This window comes from Nostoc parmelioides FACHB-3921 (genome assembly GCF_014696625.1).
In the GTDB taxonomy this organism is placed as follows: Bacteria; Cyanobacteriota; Cyanobacteriia; order Cyanobacteriales; family Nostocaceae; genus Trichormus; species Trichormus parmelioides.
Map to the genome: position 1 here is coordinate 43,047 of NZ_JACJQL010000022.1, position 25,789 is coordinate 68,835.

Below are 25,789 nucleotides of genomic sequence, written 5' to 3' on the forward strand. Positions count from 1 at the left end.
TTCGCCATACGTTTGGACTCAGAAGTGTTGAATCTCGCAACACAACTTCACAATCTTTGTGTTCTACCTAGAAAAATTTGCTTGTCTATTGACAATAAAGTCATTAACTACTTGAATTTGGTATCACCAATATCAATTCACAACTTGAGCAATATCCTCAAAATCTTAACATTCAACACTTCTGGTTTGGACTCAAACCAAAATAATTAAACATAGGTAAACGTAGATGTTGACGAAGTCTTCCAGCAGGGTACACAGATGAATTTGTACTTTAGCAGACTAGTAAACACTATATGTCTCGGAGTCATTAACAGAAACTTATTTTTTTTATTTAAACTTAATAATTCTCTATCCAATGAAAGTTGATTATGGTGAAACGTTGACTTTACAGAGAATTTCCGTATTTAATTTGACCAGGCATGGCACATAAAATATCTCTAAACGGAAAAAATGTATTAACTAATACAGAATTAATGTTTAAGTAAATAGACAATCAATCAAATTTATTGATAAGTTAACCGAACAGCAACTTTCATAACAGAAATTAGTCACGCAATTTCTTAAACCTCAGATTTTGATTCTTGAGATGAGAAGTTGTGGTAATTTTCGGGAAACCTCAATAAAAATTTTGACCAAATCTTGTCTACGTTATTTAGTTCGCCTAAAAACAAAGGGTAAGTCTGCTACTACTAACATCAATTATGGCTATAAACACAGGAAAAAATAAGCTGGTGAATAGGCATATTCGACCCTGGCAACGCCTATTGGTGTTAGCGATTGGCTCGATGGTATTTGCTGTTTTTGCACCGACGATTGTGCAAGCGGCAGATACTCCTACCCTAGAATCTCTATCAGAAACTACCATCAAACTGCAAATTTCCATTGATACTACTTGGGTATTACTTTCTGGGTTTTTAGTATTTTTCATGCAAACCGGCTTCGCCATGTTAGAAGCAGGTTTAGTTCGCCAAAGAAGTGTAGTTAATACCCTACTAGAAAATTTCATTGACGCTGCTGTCACAGTTTTGGCGTGGTGGGCGGTGGGTTTTGGTATCGCATTTGGTACAAGTGCAGGTGGTTTGTTTGGTATAGATACATTCTTTCTCAGCCAGTTACCGGGTGCTGATGGTAGCTACCCATTAGGCGCACCAGGTTCTACAGCTGCTATCAACACCTATACTTTGTTCTTTTTCCAGTTTGCCTTTGCTGCTACCGCCAGTACCATTACTACTGGTTCAATGGCTGGCAGAACCGACTTTATAGGTGACTTAATTTATAGTGCGATCATGGGTGCTATTAGCTACCCAATTATCGTGCATTGGGCTTGGAACTCCAATGGCTGGTTAGGCAAACTCAGTTACCATGATTTCGCCGGTGGTTCGGTTGTTCATACTGTGGGTGGCTGGACAGCACTAGTGGGGGCATATTTACTTGGGCCTCGTCCCGAACGTCCTCCTTGGGGAAAATTACCACCAGCCCATAACTTAGCCTTGGCAACTTTGGGAACGATGATACTCTGGTTTGGCTGGTATGGCTTTAATCCTGGTTCAACCCTTGGTACTGCTAATCCTGGGTTGATTGGGTTAGTAACTATCAACACCACATTAGCAGCAGGTGCAGGCGCACTAGCAGCATTAATTTTTCTGTACGTTCGTACAGGTAAGTGGGATTTAGTTTACTGTCTCAATGGTTCTCTAGCTGGTTTAGTCGCAATTACAGCACCTTGTGCTTATGTGGCTCCTTGGGCTTCTGTACTAATTGGTTTAACGGGGGGAATTTCCGTTGTATTAGGAGTGAGTTTAATTGAGTCACTCCACATCGATGACCCAGTGGGAGCATTTTCTGTCCACGGTATCAGTGGCATGATGGGTACTCTCTCCATAGGCTTTTTAGGACAAGAGGAACTCACCCTTAATCAAAAAGCAGGACTATTACTAGGTGGTGGGTTTGATTTGCTAGGTATCCAAATGCTGGGGATAGTGGCGATTACGGTTTTCACGGTCGCTTTTGCCTTTCTGATGTATGGTGGACTCAAAGCTGTGGGATACTTACGTGTTAATGCTGAGGCTGATCGTATTGGCATTGATGCTTATGAACATGGTGCTTCAGTGTGGCCTGATGTTTACTCAGTTGAAGAGGTAAGCAAACTACAAGACCAGACAAAAATTTCTGAAAATAAAACTTTAGAGGGGGAATAAAATGGCAAATTTGCTCGATATTTTTTGTGACCAATCTTTACAGAAGTTTCTTGGAAATGATATTGACAATTTGAGGCGATCGCCCGTTGAAATCATCAAATTTTGTTAATTAAAGACTCAATGAAGGAGACATGAATAATTTGAAAAAGAATCTATAATAAACTTTTCAGAATTTCTGAAAATAATATTTACAAAAGTGCCATCAATTTTCTAAACTCCTACTTAGGTCGGTTAAATTCCCCATTTGTAAATTTGTGATGTCAATAAAGAATAGCAAATAACCACTTAATTTCACCTAAGTAGTCTTGCTTTGTAAACTCCTCACACAAGAACTGATGAGAAAGAGTCTACGAACTAGGAGCTCAGTACTCATTACTTTCTTTTGCTGTTAAAGATAGTTGGAAGGTTAGCAATTCGGACTCATGTACCAACAGAAATCAAGAACAAAAAATAGGCGCTTTTCTACCAGAAATTACGCTAAAAATAGACAATCTAACTCGCAAATCCAGATATTTAATCTAGTCAAAAAACTCTCTCCCAGTTGGCAAGCTTGTATACCCCTGGCTTGTTTGATTGTTTTGGCTTGGAGTTATGTGGCAGTTGCTCAAGCCCCAGCAGCAGGGCCGACAACAGCAGAACTAAAAGTTGCGCTTGACACCCTATGGGTAGCGATCGCCGCCTTTCTAGTATTCTTTATGAATGCTGGTTTTGGTATGTTAGAAACTGGCTTCTGTCGTCAGAAAAATGCTGTTAACGTTTTAGCTAAAAACCTGATTGTTTTTGCCTTAGCAACCGTTGCTTTTTGGGCAATCGGTTTTGGGTTAATGTTCGGTAATGGCAATGATTTCATTGGCTTCAATGGGTTGTTTCTCACAGGAGAAGATAACAGCCCGGCAACAGGTGATGCTTATAAAGGTGTGTTCAGTGCTTTAAGTTGGGCTGGCGTACCTTTAGCCGCAAAATTCTTATTCCAGTTGGTGTTTGCTGGAACTGCGGCAACAATTGTGTCTGGCGCAGTTGCCGAAAGAATTAAGTTTGTTGACTTCTTGATTTTCAGCCTTTTACTTGTAGGTATCGCCTACCCCATTACCGGACACTGGATTTGGGGCGCGGGTTGGTTGGCCAAGGCTGGTTTTTGGGACTTTGCTGGTTCTACAGTGGTTCATTCAGTTGGCGGTTGGGCAGCTTTGATGGGAGCTGCATTTCTGGGTCCCCGTATTGGTAAATATCAAGACAAGCAAGTTGTGGCTTTACCTGGTCACAACATGAGTATTGCTACCTTAGGCTGCTTGATTCTGTGGTTAGGTTGGTTTGGTTTCAACCCTGGTTCTGTGATGGCTGCTGACCCCAATGCTATTACTCACATTGCCTTAACAACTAACATGGCTGGTGCCGTTGGTGGTATTGCTGCTACTGCTACCGCTTGGCTGTACTTAGGTAAACCAGACCTGTCAATGATTATCAATGGCATTTTGGCTGGTTTAGTTGGTGTTACTGCATCTTGTGCTTATGTCAGCATTCCTAGCTCTATTATTATCGGTTTGATTGCCGGAGTCATAGTAGTTTTCTCTGTGACTTTCTTTGACAAACTAGGTATTGATGACCCAGTAGGAGCGACTTCAGTTCACCTTGTTTGTGGTGTTTGGGGTACTCTGGCAGTTGGTTTGTGGTCGGTTGGCCCTGGTGTTTACTCCTGGTATGGTGAGGGTCTTGGCCCAGCCAAGGGTTTATTTGCAGGTGGCGGCTTAGGACAGTTGATTACTCAATTCTTAGGTGCTGCCGCAGTAGGCGGTATGACTGTACTTGTCAGTAGCATTTTCTGGCTAGTATTAAAAGCCACCTTGGGTATTAGAGTTACTAGGGAAGAAGAATTAGAAGGCTTGGATATCGGTGAACACGGTATGGAAGCCTACAGTGGATTCCTGAAAGAAGCTAGCCCTGGTGGATTTGCAGAAGGCAAGACATCTGACGGCTATTAAAGGGGAAGATTACACAACTACCTAAGATAGCGGTTGACGGTTGTCTGTTGACAGACTTGAAAGCCTTTTATTGTCAGGGTTTTATCTTAGCTTGATCTCCTAATCTATCTGGCTACGGCTATAAATCCTCTAGTTAGAGTCTATGACCCCGGTTTCTTGGTGAAACTGGGGTTTTTTAATCTGGATTTCTATGAATACTGAGGAGGTTAATTAATGAGTACATAATTTAACAGAACACACTAGCTGATTAATAGCATCTCCAAAAAGAATTATTTTTTGATTAAAATTTGTGGAAAGATAAATCAGAGTAGCTTGCAAGACAAAAATCTTTGGCTAAAAGTAATGAAATGTAACTAAGTATACAAGGTTACTGATCATTAGGGAGTAAGAAATAAACGTGTTTCAGAAAATTTTGATAATTGGGGTGATTACCCTACTACTGCTGATAAGTCCTGTCATGGGTAGTGCTTGGGCGCAAGCCCCAGCTACGGCTCCACCTGCTGATACAGGAGATACAGCATTTATGCTGATTTCATCAGCCCTAGTCTTACTGATGACACCAGGATTGGCGTTTTTTTATGGTGGATTTGTACGATCGCGCAATATTCTCAATACATTGATGATGAGTTTTGTATTGATGGCGATCGTGGGCGTTACCTGGGTTTTATGGGGTTATAGTCTGTCGTTTGCCCCAGGGCTGCCCTTTATTGGTGGCTTACAGTGGTTTGGGTTAAACGGTGTGGGACTAGAAACCACAGGTTATCTGCAAGGTTCAGAGCCGGCGAATGTGGTTTCTTATGCCGGGACGATTCCCCATCAGGCATACATGATATATCAAGCCATGTTTGCCATTATCACCCCAGCCTTAATTTCTGGTGCGATCGCCGAACGGATGAGTTTCCGTGCCTATTGCCTATTTGTGCTACTGTGGTCAACCTTTGTTTACACGCCTCTAGCCCACATGGTTTGGGCAAAAGGTGGATTCTTAGGTTTATATGGCGGCTTAGGCGCGCTCGACTTCGCCGGTGGTACAGTAGTTCACATTAGCTCTGGGGTTTCTGCCCTTGTGGCCGCAATCATCCTGGGGCCAAGAAAAACCCATCCCGATCGCCTCAGCCCTCCCCACAACGTAACATTTATTTTGTTGGGTGCTGGTTTGCTATGGTTTGGCTGGTTCGGTTTTAATGCTGGGAGTGCCTTATCTGTTGCTAGCAGCACTTCTGGCAATTTCATCACTAATCCAGCCACAACTGCCTTCGTTGCCACCAACACTTCAGCCGCAGCCGGGGCTTTAATGTGGCTAATTCTAGAAGGAGTATTACGCGGTAAACCCACCGCCGTAGGTGCAGCCACAGGCGCAGTTGCTGGTTTAGTAGGGATTACCCCAGCCGCCGGCTTTGTCACCCCTCTAGCGTCAATTTTGATAGGTTTTATCACAGCTTTTGTTTGCTTCTATGCCGTAAGTTTCAAGCACAAGTTAAATGTTGATGATGCCTTAGATACCTACCCGGTGCATGGTGTTGGTGGAACAGTTGGCGCAATTCTCACAGCCTTCTTTGCCACCGCCGAAGTTAACTCAGGCGGTAAAAACGGCGTACTCAAGGGTAATTTTGGTGAACTAGGTGTAGAATTGGCCGCGATTGTCATCGCCTATGTAATTGCAGCAGCCGGTACTTGGATAATCTTGAAGATTATTGATGCTACCGTTGGCTTACGTGTCAAAGAAGAAGCCGAATATCAAGGTTTAGATATCAACGAACACGGAGAAGAAGCATACAACTCCGAGTTTAGCGATCGCATCGTACCGTAGAAATTTAGTTACAGCCCAAAAATGTTTTGACGACCGACTAATGACTAATAAGAAATACCGATTTAAAATCTGAGTCAAATCATTGGTAGATGTCGCTAGTCGTGTCAACTTCTGCAAAACACTTTCCTGTTTGGGCTTTTTTCTCACTGGTATCCAACGGTATACTGATGCTGGCTGTCATCTTGCTAATTTGGCAACAGCAGAAATTGTCCGTCTTTTCCAGTAATGCACCCCTCTCAGTTCCAGTTAGTCAACCCCAAGCTGTTGCACCAGAGTTAGGCCCCCGTCACCAACTCAATTACCAACAGTGGGTAGATATTCTCAAACAAGAAGCCAACGTTGCTGCCGAAAAACGTCCCCAGCGCTTAAGTATAATGGCTGGGGATTCTCTAAGTCTGTGGTTTCCCGTCGAATTATTACCAGAAGATAGAAACTGGCTCAATCAGGGAATTTCTGGCGAAACCAGTGGGGGATTATTACAAAGATTGAATCTTTTTGACAAGACTCAACCAGAGACAATTTTTGTCATGATTGGCATTAATGACTTAATTCGTGGGGTAAATGATGAAGTCATTTTAGATAATCAGCAACAAATTCTCCGTTACCTGCGAAAAACTCACCCCAAAACTAAAATTTTTGTCCAGTCAATTTTGCCTCATGGGGCAGAAGATGCAACCTGGGAAGGAAAAGAAAAACTTCTAGCTATTCCCAACAGCCGTATTCAAAAGTTAAATCAGCAATTACGAAGCATAGCTACTAAACAAAGTGTTACATATCTGGATTTGTATCCCTTGTTTACTAACCAAAAAGGCAATATCCGCCCAGAGTTTACCACTGATGGCTTACACCTAAGCCCAGCAGGTTATGTGGTTTGGCGCACGGCGTTACAAGTTTATCAACAGAGGGTAGACAAATGAAAATGCTTGTTGGGTTCAAGTCCCGCCTCTTGTGGGTGGCTGTCTTTAATTTTGAATTTTGAATTTTGAATTTTGAATTGGAGCGAAGCGACTTGACTCTGGGAAAGTCTCAACACAGCAATTTTCTTTAGAAAGTTTTGAGTAGTCCTTTTGATTTACGGAAATTCCTTGCTACTTCTTTTATGTCTCGTAATTCGCCTTCAACTAAATAATTGAGTTGTCGCATTTCATCAGCAGAAATTTCACCAGTTAATTGAGCGATCGCTGTTTTTAATTGGGGATATTTTTTTAAGGTTTCTTGTCTGACAATTGGTGTTGCTTCATAAGGAGGGAAGTATTGTTGATCATCTTTGAGAACAACTAAACCTAAACGAGCAATTTGTCCATCTGTCGAGTTACCTGCTACCATATCAACTTGTTTTTGAATTAAGGCACGATATATTAAACCCAAGTCCATAATTTGCGGTGGTTTAGTAAACTTGAAACCGTAAGTTTTTGCTAAACCAGGAAAACCATCTTTTCGTTCTAAAAACTCGTAGCCAAAGCCGCCGCGCCATTGGGGTGTATATTGAGCCGCATCTGTGAGAGTTTGGATGTTATAGCGCCTAGCATCTTCACCACGGACAATGATAGCAAATGTGTTTTCAAAACCTAAGCTAGGCATTACCTCTAGTTGAAACTGTTGACTATAAGCTTGTTTTAATTTCTCGTAAACTACTTGAGGATTATTAATTACTGGTTGTTTTAATATACCAGTAAAAGCGGTGCCAGTATATTCAATATAAGCATCTATCTTGCCAGCAAGAATCGCATTATGACAAACAAAAGAGCCTCCTAATCGGGGACGGCGAGATACTTTTAAGTTAGTAGTTTCTTCAATTTGTTGCGCTAAAATTTCACCTAGTATATCTTGTTCGGTAAAATCTTTAGAGGCTACAATAATATCACCAATATTTGTATTTGTGCTGGGACTACAACTAGCGATCGCCAGCACAAAAGCCAAAGACAATAAGAAAAATATTAAAAATTTTTTCATACTGAATAACTGGAAAAAGATTTTCTTTATAAAAAATAATTACGAATTAACCTTGAATTTCTGCTCTAACAATCCAATTAATAAATCAGCCAATAAAGCAATTGCCGCCGCAGGAACTGCCCCAGCTAAGATTAATTGATCATTGACTACAGCAATTCCTCGAAAAATAAACACGCCCAAGCCACCAGCACCAATGGCAGCTGCAATAGTGGCAATTCCAATAGAGATCACTGTCGCTACTCGCACCCCAGCCAAAATCACAGCCATTGCTAAGGGAATTTCTACCTGTAATAGCAATTGTCTATCAGTCATTCCCATTCCCCGCCCAGCTTCTCGAATCGCCGGATCTACTCCAGAAATACCTGTATAAGTATTACGAATTAGTGGCAGTAGGGAATACAAAGCCAGGGCGACAATTGCTGGAGTCGCACCAATACCACCAATTACAGGAACAGGGATGAGTAAGCCAAACAATGCCAAACTGGGAATAGTTTGGAGAATATTAGCTATACCTAAAATCGGTTGTCGCAGTTGTTTTTGGCGCGTGATTAAAATCCCTAAAGGAATGCCAATAATAATAGCAATACTAATAGCAACACTTACTAAAAATAAATGCTCTATTGTGCGTTGTAGGATTTCTGGCGCATACTTAATTAAGAAGAAATCTTTCATGGATTGGGGTTTGGAGACAAAAAAAGTAAAAAGGTAAAAGATTTTTTATTTTGACTTTTGCCTTGGATTGGGGATTGGGGAACTATTATCAATTTTGAATTGTTCAATTAACTAGTTTGTAGAGAATGCAGACATTGAAGAAAAGCAAGACTTTCTGGATGCTGGGAAGCCATAAACTCATCTTTTGTACCTAAAACTACCAACTCTCCTCCATACATTAACCCAATTCTTGATGCTAAAACAAAGGCTTCTTGGATATCATGAGTCACAAAAACCACTGTCTTACCTAATTCCTGCTGTAATCGCCGAAACTCTCGTTGCAATTCTAAGCGTGTAATGGGATCAAGTGCGCCAAAGGGTTCGTCCATCAACAAAACTGGGGGATCTGCGGCTAAAGCCCTTGCTACGCCGACTCTTTGCCTCTGTCCTCCAGATAGTTCATGGGGGTAGCGTTGAGCGAATTGTGCTGGATTTAAGCCTACCAAGTGTAGCAATTCATAAACCCGCGTTTTAATTTGTTTGGGTAGCCAGCCTTCTAAAGTTGGTACTAAACCCACGTTGCGTTCTACAGTGAAATGGGGAAATAGCCCTGTTTCTTGAATTACATAACCAATCTTGCGCCGCAGTTTAATTTCATCCCACTGATTTGTAGGTATTCCTTGAAATAAAACTTCGCCTTGGGTGGGTGTAAACAGATGATTGATTAATTTCATAGTGGTAGTTTTGCCACTACCACTACGTCCGAGTAATACTAGTGCTTCTCCTTCGTAGATGGCAAAGTTGAGATGGGATACAAGAGGACGATGATTACGGCTAAATGTAACATCACGGAATTCAATTGTTGCTGGTTTGGCTTGCGGCATAATATTCATTTTTAATTCGTAGCAGAACTGACCCATCTGGCAAAATAGTAGGTGCGTCAGATGTGGAAAATTCCTAAATTTGTACGAAATTAGTGAGTCTGACGCACCCTAAAGTTAGTTTGATTATGACATTTTTATATATCTTTGCTACTGACCACTGATAAAACTCTATCCTCTTGTGGGTGGAGTTTTTATTTATATGATTGGTTACCAAAAACATAATCTCAGTAAAAAACGCACCGTGTTATGTGGCGGTGCGTGATAGCAAAGCTAAATTAATTAGTTAATTTCCAGCTAATAGTGCTTTCGTTGCTGATTCTCCAGATTTTTTCAATTGACGCGTGATTTGAAACATTAATAAACCTAAAATACCACCATGTCCCAACAGTGCTAAAAATGTAGTCATTATTGGTATATAGCCAGTTGATGGGTACAAAATAATTATTGGTGCAGCCACAGACAGTAACCACAGGAAAGGTTGATTGCCAGGGTTAGAAAACAACATTACTAAAACGATTGGTGGCAAAATAATAACAGCACCTACTATCCCATTAGCCCAAAAGAGCTTCTGTTCATTTTTCATCAATAGAAGTAGTTGAGCTAAAGCTGCATAAATAATGGCTAAACTACCTGCAAAAACTACAGACATAAAGACAATAAGTTTATCAGATGTAGACCCTGGTACGACTAATGTAAAGAAAATCAAACAGCTAATAGCAATTATGGCATTGATGGCGATCGCTAATATACCCGGACTTTTTTCACCCCAAATCAAATCACTGATTAATTTGCTTTTACCTAGCTGCTGGGACATATACATATGTCGATAGCGTGACCAATCTTGTAGAGTTTGGCGGTTAGGAGTTAGTGCTGCAATCAGATACAAAAATAGCCACAAATCCAAAAACATTAAGGTAGCTAAATTTTCCTTTAATCCTAAATAAGAGTAAGATTTATCTAGGAATTGTGATTGCCAATTGGCAAATCCCAAAGTCAGAATAGCAAAGCATGAAGTTAATAAATAACTTTGCTTTTTACTCAACATAGTGGCATTTTTATCTCGATAGCAACGGTTTAGAGATTGCCAAAAAAAGTAAATTCCCATGAAATAAACCAAGACATTGAAGCATACCATAATAGGAAAACTATTTCCCAAGGGTATAGCGAACCAATGAAGCCTAGCAAATTCAAATTCACCAGTATAATCTGTGAGAAAATAATTGGGACTAAATAACTGAAAGATAGTAAATGGATAATTACTTGTTCTGCTATCTTGCAAGGCTTCTTTAGCAAGTAAGAGAAACCCTAAAATTAACCCACTACCTAACCAAGCTTGAAAGCCGCCTAACCAAGTACCTACTAAACCAAATAATAAGGCTCCACTATAGTAAAAAATGCTAGATACTATCAAAATTCCATAAAAAGAAAAAATCTGAATTAAGGGAATTTGTGCGTTTATTCCTAAAGATAAATGAAACGGAATTGCTAGTAATAACCCAAAATACAAGAGAATGGGAACTCCTAACATCTTGCCATAGAGAATGCTTTTAGGTGATTGGGGGCTTAGTCGAATAAAATTGAGTGTGGCTCGCCGTTCTTCTGTTGCTAAATCGCTGATAAGTAAGTAAGCTCCTCCTACCAAGAGAGCCAACATAGCAATGAAACTGAGGAACGTAAAGACATCTTGACTCCATAGTTGCCAGTTAATTATGACACGATTATATTCATCTAACAAACAAGATGGTGAATTAAAGTTCTTGGTAACACCTGTACAATATTTATGGGTGATTTCATAGGAAGAATTGATATATTGTGTTGGTAGTTGAGTTTGGCAGTAAATAAAGAGGATGAATTGACCTAGCAAAGATACAGCAACAACCAGCAAAATATTCCGAAGTTGCCAACGCCCTTTAATTTCTCTTAACAGTTGCGGATTCCATTCGCTGAGTTTGTACATAAAATTTTGCATCATTGGCGGAACTCCAAAAATGGGCATTGATAATATTGACTAATTAAGATGCTTGTTTGTGTCCTAATTTTAAGAAGATACTTTCTAAATCTTCTTGTGTACAATGAAAGTTAGTTATGGGAATACCGGAAATAATGAGCGATCGCAGTAATTCTGCACAATCATCTTGTGTACCAGCAAAATTCACCCTGATGCTGTTTTTCCCTGGTATTGTCTCACATTGCTCGACCAAGGGATAATTTTTCAACTCACTCATAAGAGAGTCTAAACTACCAGATGTAGATAAAACAATCTGTTGCTGAGAAAGTCTTTGGTAGAGTGCTTGCAGTGAAGCACTTTCTACTAAAAAACCCAACTCCATAATCCCTACCGATGTACAAAGTTCGGCTAAATCACTCAAAACATGGGAAGAAATTAATATTGTCATTCCCGCTTCTTGCAACGCTTTAATGATTTGCCGAAACTGCATTCTCGCAATGGGATCAAGCCCAGAAACAGGCTCATCTAACAGCAGTAAAATTGGTTCATGAATAATCGTCCGTGCTAAACTTAAACGCTGTTTCATCCCCCGTGATAGGGTAGAAATTTGGCTTTTGCGTTTATTTTCCAGTTGTATCAGTTCTAAAACTTCATGTAGGCGTTGAGTCCGGCGTGGTTCCCGCAAGCGATACAGCCGTGCAAAGTAATCTAAGTAATCCCAGACTGTTAAATCTTCGTATAAGGGATAGTCATCAGGTAGGTAGCCAAGATGACGCTTGAGATTCGGGTTACTTTTATCAAGTCGTAGATGTTCGCCATTAATATAAATCTCCCCGGTAGTTGGTTCCTCAGCTGCTGCTAACATTCGGATAAGAGTTGTTTTTCCCGCACCATTCGGCCCAATTAACCCATATACTTCACCCATTTGGATCTCTAAATCAACGTCATTGACAGCAATGTGTCGTTCAAATTGCTTAGTTAATCCACGGGTACGAATTGCTAATTCTTTTACCATAGGGGAACACAAAAAATAAATTATCCGAAATTGATGGCTTGGTAGGGTGAGTCAGTATAAATAATTTCCGAGTAACCGATGCAGGTAATGGGTAATAGTGCAATTACCCATTACCCATTACCAGATTCCTCATTTCCTTGTGAGTGAGGAATGTTATCTGGAAGTCCATAGCTGCTAGAGTGCGACTGTTGTTTAAACACTAACCTACCTTGTGTATACAGATTGTGCCAGTTCTGTTTCGGAAATTGAAACTGATTCTAGATTGTCAGTGATCATAAGCTTCCTTGGGATAGATGTAATTAAGAGACATAATGATTAGTGTGACTATTTAGCACGATTGATAATGCAAGTGAGAGAATAAGAAAGCAAGCGCTTGGCTTATGGTGTAAATGGCATATTCGTGGTCTATCAGTGTGATAATTTCTATCTACTGTTGGGTAAGCAGTGAGAGGTTGTTCTGTTACTGAAAACTGCCGCGCCACTTGCTACAAGTCTAGAAACTCTAATTAACTCGTGGTTTGGAGGAAAGGCACATTAAACTAAATCAAGAATGACTAGGAACTAGCAACTAACACACGCAGTTTGTTTAGACGAGGTAGACAAGCGGATTATTCTCATGAAAAGGTTGTTGAAATATCTGAGTCTAGGTTTATTGTCTACTTGTTTTGCCGCTAAACCAGGTTTAAGCGCTGAACGTATCAGTCTTTTTTACCCGCCTTTTGGTGAATTTTCTTTACCTGTTAGTTCGCTAGAAACTTTTGCCAAGGAAGGGAAGATTGATAGTGATTTACAGTTTTATGCTCAACGTGCAACTCCCGAACAGTTAGCACAACTACGGGAGTTTCTACAACAACGCTTTGATGTCACCCCTACTTTCATATCTCAAATTACTTACTCACCAATCGGTGAACAGGTTTTGCAACGCCTGGGAGACATAGTACAAACTGATTCCCGCCGCAATGGGTTTTATGCTTTGCGTTCTGCGTTGATTTTATCCGCCGCCAAACCACAGGGTTTCTCAGTTATTAATGTCTTGCGTAATTTTCCCAGTGATAATTTGCGGCTGAATTTCTCAGAGGGTGTGAGAATAGTTGATGAATTGTCACAATTGACTAAAAATAGGGATAAAGTTGTTGCTTCTCTGCAACAAGGCGCGGTAGCTCAGACTATTGTTTCTCATGAGAATTTATCTAAACTACCGGATTTACGATCGCCTGGAAAGTTCCGTTGGCAAATTGTCAATTTCACTTTAAATGATCCTCAGCGCGATCGCCGTTTACCAGTAGATTTATATTTACCACAAGCAAATACAGATACTCAAGGACAACCGCCTTTTCCCCTAATTGTAATTTCTCATGGCATCGCCTCAGACCGCTATAGTTTTATTTACTTAGCTGAACACCTAGCATCCTACGGTTTTGCTGTTGCTGTATTAGAACATCCTGGTAGTAATGCTAAACGCTTCGAGCAATATTTTGCAGGTTTAGCAAGTCCGCCAGAACCGAGAGAATTTATTGACAGACCTTTAGATATTAAGGTGCTTCTCGATGAACTCCAACGTTTGGAACAGTCTGATCCCAGGCTCCAGGGTAAACTCAATTTTCAACAAATTGGGGCGATCGGTCAATCCTTTGGTGGTTATACGGTTTTGTCTTTGGGAGGGGCAAGAATTAATTTTAACCAACTCAACCAGGACTGTAACCCCGACAATTCTAGTTTGAATATATCCTTATTGTTGCAGTGTGAAGCTAATCAATTATTGCCACAAGATTATCAGTTGCAAGACAGGCGTATTAAAGCAGTAATTGCCATTAATCCTATTGCCAGCTCCATTTTTGGCGAAAGTGGTATCAGTCAGATTAAGCTTCCCGTGATGATGGTAGCAGGTAGCCAAGATATTTTCGCCCCACCAGTACCAGAACAAATTCGCCCTTTTACTTGGCTTCCTAACCCCTATAAATATTTAGTCTTAATTGACAACGCCACCCACTTCACTCTCATCGGCGATTCACCCCAAGGTAATAATGTTTTACCTGTACCAAGTGGCTTGCTGGGCCCCGATAGAACTGCCGCTTATTCCTATCTCAACGCTTTAAGTGTGGCCTTTTTACAAGCCAATTTGCTCAATCGTCCTGAATATCGCTCTTATTTGCAGCCCGCTTACGCTCAATCTATTAGCCAAGCTCCTCTGAATCTTAGTATTTTGCAGTCATTAACTGCTGAACAATTAATGGAAATTAGGGGGAGTGGGGAGTAGGGAGAAAAGAATTATTGACTGTTGGATGTTGAATGTTGACACTTCGACAAGCTCAGTGCGGCGCTGTTGACTGTTGACTGTTGACTAATAACAATTTCAGTAATATTGCTGACGACAAACTAAATAAAATTATCCTTCAAGAATATATTTTTTTGTGTCTTATTTGTGTCTTTCGTATAACAAGTTTCTATTAATTCAAAACCTTTGATTTAATTGTCAGGGGATCACCACATTGATGACAAAGTATTCATAAAAACTTATATAGAAAAGGATTGTTTATATATCTGATTGTTAACAAATATTAAGAAATACTTATTAAAGAATATTGCAAGTCCTTGATTTAATTGCTAACGTGTGTAGAAGCAACGATGCTGATGAACGCTCTGATATTAGAAGAGGTAGAACCTATGAGCCATATCGATTCAGCCAAATATGTAAGAACTTGATTGCAATCTGCGAACTACAACCAATGCAGATTAGCCCATATATGTCGTTGCTAGAGGCTAATTGCTGTTGTGACATTGAATGCAACTAAAAATTTGTTTTACCTCACGGTGATTAGTTAACGATGAACTGAGGTAAGACTGGGACTCTGGAGGATAAAATCCATGAATATTCGAGGTAAAGTAGCCCTGGTGACTGGGGCTTCCCGTGGAATTGGGCGAGCGATCGCTTTAGAATTAGCACAACAAGGAATACACAGATTAATTTTAGTGGCACGCGATCGCCAAAAATTAAGAGAAGTCGCCCAGGAAGTCGAGGCGATGGGGGTTCAAGCCACAACATTGGCGATTGATTTAACGCAAGCGACAGAGGTAAACATCGCCATAGCGCAATTATGGCGCAATTACGGCCCCATTCACTTACTGGTTAATTGTGCCGGCGTTGCATACCAAAGTTCATTCTTGCAATCAAAACTTCCCCAGGTGCAAGAAGAACTTTCTGTGAACTTACTGGGAATGTATACCCTCACTAGCCTCATCGCCAAACGCATGGCAAGCCAAAGACAAGGAACCATTATCAATGTTTCCAGCTTAATGGGGAAAGTGGCTGCACCAACAATGGCGACTTATTCAGCCACAAAGTTTGCTATTTTAGGCTTTACTCAAGCCTTGCGCCGTGAACTCGCTGAGTACAACATCCAGGTAAAAGCCTTGTTACCATCCCTCACCGACACGGATATGGTGCGTGACTTAAAACTATTTCGCTGGGTGATTCCCATGACACCCCAGGAAGTGGCCAAAGCACTAATTGCTGGACTAGAAAAAGATGCACCAGAAATTTTAGTAGGATGGCAAAGTCATTTAGCCGTGTGGTGTCAACGTTTAGCCCCTTGGTTACTGGAATTGGTTTTAAAAATTGCCACGCCACCAGCTATTAAACCACAACAATCTGACGAAAACTTGAGCTTTTGGACAAAAATCCAGCGTGTTGGGGATTTCTTATTTTCTGGAAACAAGTTTCCCTTTGTATTCGCCCGCAAAACCTAACGTCAATCTCTAATTAGTTCCCAAATTCCCTCAGTCACAAGCTGATGGAATTTTTTGGCGACATCACACTAATTCAAATTGGTATTACGAATTACGAATTACAAATTACGAATTAACAATGACCCATTACCAATTACCATAATCAATACTCATTGTTGCGGAGCAACTAAAATGCTGTCCTTACAAAATACTCCCTTGCCAGAAATGATTGATGGTTTGCCAAATATATCTGGTTGGGAGGCTGAGGTTCTCTCTGTTGTTAACAATGATGCGCCAGTCTTCTTACCCACAACGAATATTAAGTTAGAAGATGTGAATGCAGTATTTGCGATCGCTCTACATATGCACCAACCAACTATACCAGCAGGTGATGGTGGTGAACTGATCAGCAATCTGCAATATATGTTTGCACATCCCCACGAAGGCGACAACCACAACGCCGGGCCTTTTGCCTATTGTTACAGCCGTATGGGGGAATTCATCCCCGAACTTGTCAGCCAAGGTTGCAATCCCCGCGTGATGTTGGATTACTCTGGTAATCTCCTGTGGGGACTCCGACAAATGGGGCGCAATGATATCCTAGATAGTCTCAAGGGCGTTACAAGCACCGTAGGCGATCGCACATATCAACCTCACGTAGAATGGCTAGGGACAATGTGGGGTCATGCTGTTGTTCCTTCCACACCAATCAAAGATATTAAATTACATATTTTGGCATGGCAACAACATTTTGCAGCAATTTTTGGCTGGGGAGCATTAGCCAGAGTTAAAGGTTTTTCTCCGCCAGAAATGCACCTCCCAAATCACCCTGATACATTATTTCAATTTGTCAAAGCCCTCAAAGAATGCGGTTATCGTTGGTTACTTGTCCAAGAACACACTGTAGAAACAATCGACGGGCAATCTCTAATTGATAGACATTTACCCCATCGTTTGATTGCCAGAAATTCTCAAGGTGAAACTATTAGTATCATTGCCTTAATTAAAACCCAAGGTTCTGATACTAAATTAGTTGCTCAAATGCAGCCATACTACGAAGCGAAAACTTTATCAAAGCGTCGATTAGGCAATGTAGAAATTCCTCCCATAGTTAGTCAAATTGGTGATGGTGAAAATGGCGGCGTGATGATGAATGAATTTCCCAGCGCCTTCAAACAAGCATGGTGGGATATGGTAAATCATGGTGGTGGAAAATCTGGTGTTGTGGGGGTATGTGGCACAGAATATTTAGAGTTAATTGCTGCGGCTGGTGTCAAATCTGAAGACTTTCCCTGTTGTCAGCCAATGGGACAACATCAAATCTGGCAGAAAGTCTCGCCAGACAATCATCAACCGGAAGCTGTGGAGAATGCCATTCAAGAAATCAAGCAAGTTAATCCTAATTTTCATGTAGAAGGAGCTTCTTGGACTAATCATATCAGTTGGGTGAGGGGATACGAAAATGTTTTATCTCCTATGTATGAATTAAGTAGTTTATTTCATCAAAAGTTTGATAATTTATTACTCAATGATTCATCTTCATCTATTACCAAACAAGCTGATTATCGCCAAGCACTGTTATACAATCTTCTTTTACAGACAAGCTGTTTTCGCTATTGGGGGCAAGGTGCTTGGACTGATTACGCCCGTGAAATTTATCAACGTGGTAAGAGTTTGTTGACATCATGATTTTATTTAGATGACTATTTATAAAGTAAATCTAAGAGGATGTTTGAAAAGTCGGAAAGGTGGTAAAAAAGCTCTCTCAGTATAAGCTGTGATTCGTTGGATTGTACAGGTAGTTTTGCGCCCAGAACAAACCAAGGGATTTGTCTTGCTCAAAAAACGTTGGGTAGTAGTTCACCAACCCAAAATTGCTGGGCTAGGGCAAGCAGGGGGAGCAGGGGAAGCAGAGGGAGCAGGGGGAGAAAGAGATTTTTTTTGCTGCTATTAACCTTGCAAAGTTCTCTTGGCAGACTAGTAGTAGAACGCAATGCATGGATGGTTGATGGGCTGTCGCCGTTTGGTCAGAGATTATGAATTATTGCCTGAAACTTCTGAAACTTTTATCTACCTTGCCATGATCCGTATTATGGTTAGGCGACTTGCCTAAATTTTGACTGCCAAAAACTTTTCAAACACCCTCTAAGTCTCTGATTAACTCAGCCCTGCTGGGTCATTTTGCATGGTTTAGTCTAAACTCCAGTAAAGATTCTAGGGCTGCTAATTCTGCTGTGATTGACGTTTCAATTTTCTGTTCAGAGATAACATCTGAAAGGCTTATATCCGGCTGTTCATTCATTGCGGAAATTACAGTTTCCTGTGGTAATAACTGAGTGGCAATATATTCCGCTAAAGCCTGAATGGTCGGATGTTCAAACAACACTGTAGAAGGAATCGTTTGCTGTAAGCTTGTTTCTAAACGACTCCGCAACTCTACCATCATCAGTGAATCCATGCCCATATCAAAAAATCCTAACTGCACATCTGGTAGGTGAGAAGAGGACGCACCTAAAACTTGACTTACTTCTGTTTGTAGGTAATTTCTCAAATAGGAAATACGTTCTTTGATTCCTAAAGATTGGATGTGTTGGATTAGCTGAGATATTTGATTTTCTAATGTAGTATTTGCGGTAGACTGATAAAAATCTGCCAAGAAAGTTGAGGATAATTTCTGTTTAAGCAATTCTGACCAATTAATAGGAATTACCCCTACTTGTATAGAAGATTGAGTGAGGAGAAATTCTAAAATATCTATACCTTGGTCGGGAGTAATTTCACCGATACCCTTTGAACTCATCTGATTAGAAACTTGTCTTTTTGCGGCTGCACCAATATCAGACCATACGCCCCAATTTATACTCAGTGCTGGTAATCCTTGGTGGCGGCGATATTGGGCTAAAGCATCGAGAAAGGTATTTGCAGCTACGTGGTTCGCCTGTCCTGGAGAACCTAACAGGGAAGCTGCGGAGGAAAACATGATGAAATAATCTAAGGGGATATCTTGGGTTAATTGATGGAGATTCCACGCGCCTGTGACTTTGGGATTCATGACACGGTGCGATCGCTCTGGAGTTAATTGCTGTAAAATGCCATCATCTAAAACTCCGGCGGCGTGAATCACTCCCCGTAAAGGAGGATGGTTTTCCTGAACATCTGTCAAAACTGCTGCTAGTTGGTCTTTTTGGCTGACATCTGCCTGAGTTATGATAACTTTCGCCCCGGTTGCTTCTAAGGCTTGAATTTGTTGCTGTGCGGCTATATCTGGTTGGTTACGTCCCAACAATACGAGATGCTTTGCACCTTTTTCTACCAACCAACGGGCTACACGCAAACCTAAACCGCCCATTCCCCCTGTGATTAAGTAAGTTGCTTGGGGTTGTACTAACTCTGTTGGTGTGTGGGTAATGACAATTTTGCCGATGTGTCGGGCTTGTTGCATCATCTGCAACGCTTCTACTATTTTGGTGGCGGGGAAAATGGTTTGAGGATGCGATGACCTACGGTCGGTCGGAGACCAACGCAATTCTCCCCTTTCAAACTCTGCCATGAGACAATGTAACAAGGTTTGGATTGTCTGGGGTTGTTGTTGAGCAACACTCATCAAATCCACCAAATGATAAGCCACATCAGGCTTGACTCCAGCAACTTGTTGTGCATTCCACACTCCCCGTTTACCAATTTCAATAAATTGTCCTTGGGGTTGAAGTACCGATAAACTAGCCGGGATAAATTCACCAGATAGGGAGTTAAATACAATATCAACTCCTTCCCCTTGGGTGATTTTGTGAATTTCCTCAGCAAAATCCAAGGTACGAGAGTTAAAGATATGTTGCACACCTAAAGCGCGTAAAATCTCCCATTTCCCAGGACTAGCTGTTGCAAAGACTTCTAACCCTGCTTGTTGGGCGATTTGCAAAGCAGCCATTCCTGTTCCCCCAGTCGCCGCGTGAATGAGGATGCGTTTTCCTGGTTGAATTTTGGCAACTTCCCGCAAAGCATAGGTAGCCGTGAGGAAATTGGCGGGAATTGTCGCAGCAGCAGCAAAACTCAAGGAATCTGGTTTTTTAATTACATAATTAGCGTTAGTTGTCACATATTGACTAAAACTATCAGCCGCCAGTGCAACAACAGCATCACCCACATTTAAATGTGTGACTCCTTCACCAACGGCGACAACTTCACCGGCACATTCTACACCAAACCAATTACGTTCAAAAGATAGTAATCCTAAAGCGTCGAGAACATCAATAAAATTTAAGCCGGTGGCTTTTACTTGAATTTCTACCTCTCCAGGTTGGGGTTGACGACGGGGTGAAGATTGCCATTTTAAGGATGCAATTACACCACGTTTAGCAATAGTTAAACGGTAAGGTTCATCGGGGAGAATTTGATAATTGCAGCGAGTTAATCTGGCTACCTTACGTTCAGATTTGTGTAAGGTAATTTGTGCTTCTTCCCCAGGATGGGTAATTTCGGTGACGAGGTTTTTAAATTGGGTAAACAGTTCTTGTGTGGGATCTAAATCAACACAACGACAATTTAATTCTGGGTGTTCTAAACGAATGACTTTACCCATACCCCAAACAGAAGATTGATTTAATCCGGTGATGATGTGGGGATTGACAGCACCTTGAGTTACTAACCAAAAGTTGATGGGGTAATGTTGGGTTTTAATTAAGGTTTGGACTATGTGAAGAATATTATTACATTCAGTGATATTGTCTTGACATCCAGCAATATAAATGATGTGTTTGATAGATTGATGCAGAAATTCGCCAATGTTATCTGAAGGTTTCAGGTTAAAAGATGGGAATGATAATTGTTGATTTATAGCTTCTCCCCATGCTGGTAAATCTGTAATAATTAAGCATTCTTTTCCCTCTTCTTTATAAGGGGAGGGTTGGGGTGGGGTATTTTGTGCCACGATGACACTTTGTTGGGCTAATGCTTCTGAGGGAATTGAATCAGGAGCAATATTTACAACGCTGGTAAAGCCATGTTTTTGTAGTAAACTTTGCCAAGCAGTAGTAGAAATCAGGGGATGATGGGGGCGTAAATCTTTATCTTGAAAACGCCACCAACCTTCAGTTAAACCAAAAATTAAATCTATCCAAACACTGGGAATTGTCCCTTCTAAAAGAATGAGCAAACCCTGATTTTTGAGTAATGATTTAGCATTAGTAATTGCGTGACTTAAATTTTCAGTTGCGTGTAAGACGTTAGCTGCAATTACTATGTCAAAACTATGAGGTGTAATATCTTGATTGGTTAAAGGTTGTTCAATATTCAGGGTTTGGTAACTTACAAATTCATACTCTGAAAATTGTTGACGCGCGTTTGCTAAAAATAAAGGTGAAATATCTGTAAATACATATTCTACAGATTTGTTGACGAGTTGGGGTAAAACATAAGCTGTTGTTCCCCCAGTACCCGCACCAATTTCTAAAATTCTTACCTTTTCCCCTGGGGGTAAATCTTTTAAAGCTGATTTTACCGCTTGTTGTACTAAGGTATTCATTACCTTTGCACCAGGGGAGTTTTGATAAAGTTGGGTGAGGGTGGTTAAGTCTCCGTTGGGAAATAACAAATCTATAGGATTACATTCTCCTTGCAAAACTTTAGCTAAATTTGTACCACAACGTTCTATGAGAGTTAATTCGGCGGTTATTTGTGGGTGCTGTGTTGGGGAAAGTTGGGGTTTTTCGTATTCACATTGATTTGTAATGAAAGAAAGTAGGTGTGTATATAATCGCTGATGTTGCGGGGCGATTTCTGGTGATGAAACATCTATATTTTGTAAGGCTTGAGCGATATAATAAAGACTTAAAGCTTCTAGCTCTGGTAGAAATTTAGCATAAGTTGTAATTTCTTCTGTTGTTAATAATTGAGCGAATTTTGGTGCTAATTCTTGGGCGATTTCTGCTGGAGAGGTGAGGGAAATATCAGAGGGGATGCTTAAAGGTTGGGTTCTCCATTCAATTTCATATAACCAGTTTTGCCAATCTTTAATATTTGGCGATTGGATTTTTTTGAGTTGTAATCCTTCAAATACAGCGATTACTTGTCCTGATGGGGACAAAATTTGAATATCTGCTACAAGAACAAAGCCGGTTTTGTCTTGAGTACGTAATTTAACTAAACTCCAAACCGCTTCGCTAATGGGTTGATAAATTGTCAATTTATCTACGCCAATAGGTAAGTAAACAGAGGGTTTAGGTTGATTGTAAAAAATTGCTGCTATGGTTTGCAAGCAAGCATCGAGAATAATGGGATGGAATTGATAGTTATCCCGACAATTACAAGCTAATGGTAAGTGAATTTCTGCTAAAGCTTGGTTATCAAGATACCAAATATTGGTAATCGCTTGAAAGATTTCGCCGTAGTCAATTCCTACTTGGGTGAGGGTTTGATAAAAATCGGTAATATCGATAATTTGGGTGAATTGGTTTTGCAGTTCTCCAAGATTTATCTGCTGGTGTTGAGGAATATTGTTGTGAGGTTTTATTTTACCAGTAGCATGAGTTATCCAATCATGATTTGATGTGGTACTGACAATTTCAAATTCATGATTATTTTTCAAGATGAATTGGATATTTTTGGGATTATCTGGAGTTAAAACACACGTCTCTTGGAAGGAAACTGTTTCTACAGAAATACTATTATTTTTAAATATTGTCTTCGCCGCAGCTAAAGACATTTCTAAATATGCTGCTCCAGGTAAGATGATTTGGTTAAATACTTTATGGTCTTGGAGATAATCAGGGTTATTATTAGTAAGTTGTTGCTCAAAGTAAATATCTGAAGATTTAGCTAAGTTTAATTGCTGTCCTAATAAGGGATGAATGTTATTAGGTGAAGATGAATAGTAATTTTTATTTACTGGTTTAATATCTATCCAAAAATTCTGTCTTTGGAAAGGATAATTTGGTAAGTCTAAGCGTTGATGGTGGTAATTTTGCTCAAATTTATGCCAATCAATTTTTACTCCTCTGCCATAAATTGCGGCTATGCTTGATAGCATTACTTGCCAATCTTGTTGTTTTGGGTGTAAGCTTGGTAGCCATAAATATTTATCGGCTTGGGAGGTAATAGAGCGTGCCATTTGTAATAAAATTGGCTTTGCTCCGACTTCTAAAAATATGCTGCAATTTTGTTGAATTAGCGTTTCGATACCAGCAAGAAACTGTACTGGTTGGCGAATGTGACGACACCAATATTCAGGAGTTGCAATTTCTGAATTAATTAAGCTACCTGTGACGTTAGATATAATTGGATATTTCGGGGTATGGAAATTAATATTAGCAGCAATTTTCTCAAATTCTCCTAACATTGCTTCCATCATGGGTGAGTGGAAAGCATGGGAGACTGATAGAGGTGTGGCTTGAATATTTTGGGATGCTAAAACAGCAATAATTTGCTCGATTGCAGCAGTTTCACCGGAAATTACTGTATTATTAGGTGCGTTAATTGCGGCAATAAAAACTTGTTGATGATAATGTAATAAAAGGCTTTGTAATTGAGATGCACTGGCTGCTACTGCTACCATTTTACCTTGTGGTAGTTGCTGCATTAAACGAGCGCGAGTAGCAATTAGTTTTAAGCCGTCTTCTAAACTGAAAACTCCCGCAATGCAAGCGGCGACATATTCACCAACGCTATGTCCCATGAGGAAATCAGGTTTGATTCCCCAGGATAACCAGAGTTGACAAATGGCGTATTCTAGGATGAATAATGCGGGTTGCGTGTAGAGGGTTTGGGAAAGTAATTGGTGATTATTTTCTTTGTCTTCTTGAAATAATACTGAATGTAAGTCTAAGCCTGAGTTAGCTAATAGTAATTCAAAGCATTTATCTATTGTTTGTTTAAAAAATGGCTCAGTTTGATATAGTTCCCAGCCCATGTTTTGATATTGTGAACCTTGTCCGGTGAAGAGGAAGGCGATTTTGGGACGAGATGGAGAATTTACTTTATTTGTAAATAGATTTGTGGTGGCTTCATTATTGATGAAACAAGTTAATTTTTCTTGGGCTGTGGTGATGGAATTTGCGATGATAGATAGACGATGTTCAAATTGCGTTAGCGAAGCGGCTCCTCTGGAGCTTCGCCCAGTATTTGCACTATAACAAATATCCGCCCAGTTATTATCCTGGAGATGGTTGATATAGTTTTGCGCTAGTTGTTTTAATGCTGTCTCGGTTTTCGCTGATAAAGTTAAAATTTGTAGAGGACGTTCTGTTGTATTTGCTTTGTTTTGATGTTGAATTTCTACGCCTGCCAAGATAATATGGGCGTTAGTTCCACTAAACCCAAAGGAACTCACCCCAGCTAATTTTTTACCATGCCAAGGTGTGCAAGTAGTAGGAATTTGAATTGGAAACTGTTCCCAAGGAATATGGGGGTTTGGTTGTTGAAAATGCAGATGTGGCGGAATTTCTCCATGTTTCAACGCCAGCACTACTTTCATTAACCCGGCTATACCCGCAGCTGCTTCTAAATGTCCGATGTTGGTTTTGAGTGAACCTACTAATAAAGGCGATTTTTGATGACTTTCGCCAAATACAGCCCCTAACGCGCCAATTTCAATGGGATCTCCCAAGGCTGTACCTGTTCCATGTGCTTCTATATAAGTAATATCACTAGGTTCTACAGTCGCATTTTTTAATGCTTGTCTAATTACAGCTTGTTGTGAGGGGCCATTGGGAACTGTTAAGCCGCTACTGCGTCCATCTTGGTTGACGGCACTACCCCGAATTACTGCTAGTATAGGATTTCCGGCGGCTTGGGCATCGCTAAGTTTTTGCAGAATGATGACACCACAGCCTTCACTCCGCACAAAACCGTCAGCTTTAGCATCAAAGGTTTTACATCTTCCATCGGCTGCTAACATCCGCGCTTGGGAAAAGTTGATGGTAAATTCTGGGGAAAGGATACGATTTACACCACCAACTACAGCGAGTTGACATTCGCCTTGGCGGAGGCTTTGACAGGCGAGATGTACGGCGACTAGGGAGGAGGAACAGGCGGTGTCTACGGCTAGGGAGGGGCCTGTGAATCCTAAGATGTAGGAAATCCGACCGGCTGCGGTACTGTGGGAATTACCTGTGGCTAAATACGCATCAATGTCTGTGACTGGGCGATTTAATAGATGGGTGGTGTAGTCGTTGCTACTGATGCCAATGAAAACTCCTGTGTTAGTACTTATGAGTTTTTCGGGTAAGATGTGGGCGTTTTCTAAGGCTTCCCAAGTGACTTCTAATAATAGTCGTTGTTGGGGGTCTAGGGAAATGGCTTCTTTTGGGGCGATACCGAAAAAGTCTGCGTCAAATTCTTTTAGGTGTCCAATAAAACCGCCGTAGCGGGTGGACATTTTGCCAGGGGTGGCGGGGTTGTTGTGGTAAAAGGTTTCTATTGACCAGCGATCGCTCGGCATTTCAGTAATTCCATCATCTCCGTTGCGTAATAATTGCCACAGTTTTTCGGGGGTGTCTGCACCTCCAGGGAAGCGACAGCCCATCCCAACTATGGCTATGGGTTCGGTTTGAGCTTTTAGTTTTTCCCGCAAGTCTTGGATTTGCTTGAGGGCGTTTTGCATTAGGGTGTGGTAGTCTTGTGTCATTATGTT

General features: G+C 40.7%; 14 protein-coding genes and 1 pseudogene. 9 read left to right on the forward strand and 6 right to left on the reverse strand.

Annotation, left to right across the window (positions count from 1 at the left end; translation table 11 throughout):
* Positions 1 to 731: 731 nt before the first annotated feature.
* The 4 genes from H6G14_RS15935 to H6G14_RS15950 all read left to right on the forward strand — a co-directional run bounded on the left by H6G14_RS15935 (position 732) and on the right by H6G14_RS15950 (position 6,904).
* A complete protein-coding gene (locus H6G14_RS15935) occupies positions 732 to 2,198 on the forward strand; it encodes an ammonium transporter (RefSeq protein ID WP_190568365.1) in 1,467 nt (488 codons plus the stop codon).
* A gap of 422 nt (positions 2,199 to 2,620) precedes the next feature.
* Positions 2,621 to 4,177, forward strand: coding sequence for an ammonium transporter (locus tag H6G14_RS15940; RefSeq protein WP_190568334.1), 1,557 nt, complete (start codon positions 2,621 to 2,623; stop codon positions 4,175 to 4,177).
* 457 nt (positions 4,178 to 4,634) lie between these two features.
* The gene (locus tag H6G14_RS15945) at positions 4,635 to 5,987 is read left to right on the forward strand and encodes an ammonium transporter (protein WP_199326185.1); all 1,353 of its coding nucleotides are present in this window, start codon (positions 4,635 to 4,637) and stop codon (positions 5,985 to 5,987) included.
* A gap of 101 nt (positions 5,988 to 6,088) precedes the next feature.
* Positions 6,089 to 6,904: a GDSL-type esterase/lipase family protein gene (locus H6G14_RS15950; RefSeq protein WP_190568336.1), complete on the forward strand. Its 816-nt coding sequence runs from the start codon at positions 6,089 to 6,091 to the stop codon at positions 6,902 to 6,904.
* A gap of 127 nt (positions 6,905 to 7,031) precedes the next feature.
* Here H6G14_RS15950 and H6G14_RS15955 read toward each other — a convergent pair whose 3' ends face one another.
* The 5 genes from H6G14_RS15955 to H6G14_RS15975 form a co-directional block, all read right to left on the reverse strand.
* Entirely contained in the window at positions 7,032 to 7,940 is a 909-nt protein-coding gene (locus tag H6G14_RS15955) for a glycine betaine ABC transporter substrate-binding protein (protein ID WP_190568337.1), read from the reverse strand.
* A 39-nt stretch (positions 7,941 to 7,979) separates the two neighbouring features.
* Positions 7,980 to 8,612: an ABC transporter permease gene (locus H6G14_RS15960; protein WP_190568338.1), complete on the reverse strand. Its 633-nt coding sequence runs from the start codon at positions 8,610 to 8,612 to the stop codon at positions 7,980 to 7,982.
* A 107-nt stretch (positions 8,613 to 8,719) separates the two neighbouring features.
* Positions 8,720 to 9,475, reverse strand: coding sequence for an ATP-binding cassette domain-containing protein (locus H6G14_RS15965; protein ID WP_190568366.1), 756 nt, complete (start codon positions 9,473 to 9,475; stop codon positions 8,720 to 8,722).
* 283 nt (positions 9,476 to 9,758) lie between these two features.
* Positions 9,759 to 11,447 carry a hypothetical protein gene (locus tag H6G14_RS15970; RefSeq protein WP_190568339.1) on the reverse strand — a complete coding sequence of 563 codons (1,689 nt, stop codon included), beginning with the start codon at positions 11,445 to 11,447 and terminating at the stop codon, positions 9,759 to 9,761.
* A 40-nt stretch (positions 11,448 to 11,487) separates the two neighbouring features.
* Positions 11,488 to 12,438 carry an ABC transporter ATP-binding protein gene (locus H6G14_RS15975; protein WP_190568340.1) on the reverse strand — a complete coding sequence of 317 codons (951 nt, stop codon included), beginning with the start codon at positions 12,436 to 12,438 and terminating at the stop codon, positions 11,488 to 11,490.
* A gap of 616 nt (positions 12,439 to 13,054) precedes the next feature.
* Here H6G14_RS15975 and H6G14_RS15980 point away from each other — a divergent pair.
* The 5 genes and pseudogenes from H6G14_RS15980 to H6G14_RS16000 form a co-directional block, all read left to right on the forward strand.
* Complete coding sequence (locus H6G14_RS15980; protein WP_190568341.1) at positions 13,055 to 14,695, forward strand: alpha/beta hydrolase; 1,641 nt, start codon at positions 13,055 to 13,057, stop codon at positions 14,693 to 14,695.
* A 608-nt stretch (positions 14,696 to 15,303) separates the two neighbouring features.
* Positions 15,304 to 16,185: an SDR family NAD(P)-dependent oxidoreductase gene (locus H6G14_RS15985; protein ID WP_190568342.1), complete on the forward strand. Its 882-nt coding sequence runs from the start codon at positions 15,304 to 15,306 to the stop codon at positions 16,183 to 16,185.
* Positions 16,186 to 16,356: 171 nt separating this feature from the next.
* A complete protein-coding gene (locus tag H6G14_RS15990) occupies positions 16,357 to 17,853 on the forward strand; it encodes a glycosyl hydrolase family 57 (protein WP_190568343.1) in 1,497 nt (498 codons plus the stop codon).
* 88 nt (positions 17,854 to 17,941) lie between these two features.
* The gene (locus H6G14_RS15995; protein WP_190568367.1) at positions 17,942 to 18,118 is read left to right on the forward strand and encodes a hypothetical protein; all 177 of its coding nucleotides are present in this window, start codon (positions 17,942 to 17,944) and stop codon (positions 18,116 to 18,118) included.
* A 26-nt stretch (positions 18,119 to 18,144) separates the two neighbouring features.
* Positions 18,145 to 18,277: pseudogene (locus H6G14_RS16000) on the forward strand (transposase); the annotation flags it as partial.
* 63 nt (positions 18,278 to 18,340) lie between these two features.
* Here H6G14_RS16000 and H6G14_RS16005 read toward each other — a convergent pair.
* Positions 18,341 to 25,783, reverse strand: a complete 7,443-nt coding sequence (locus H6G14_RS16005) for a type I polyketide synthase (RefSeq protein ID WP_190568344.1) — start codon at positions 25,781 to 25,783, stop codon at positions 18,341 to 18,343.
* Positions 25,784 to 25,789 lie beyond the last annotated feature (6 nt).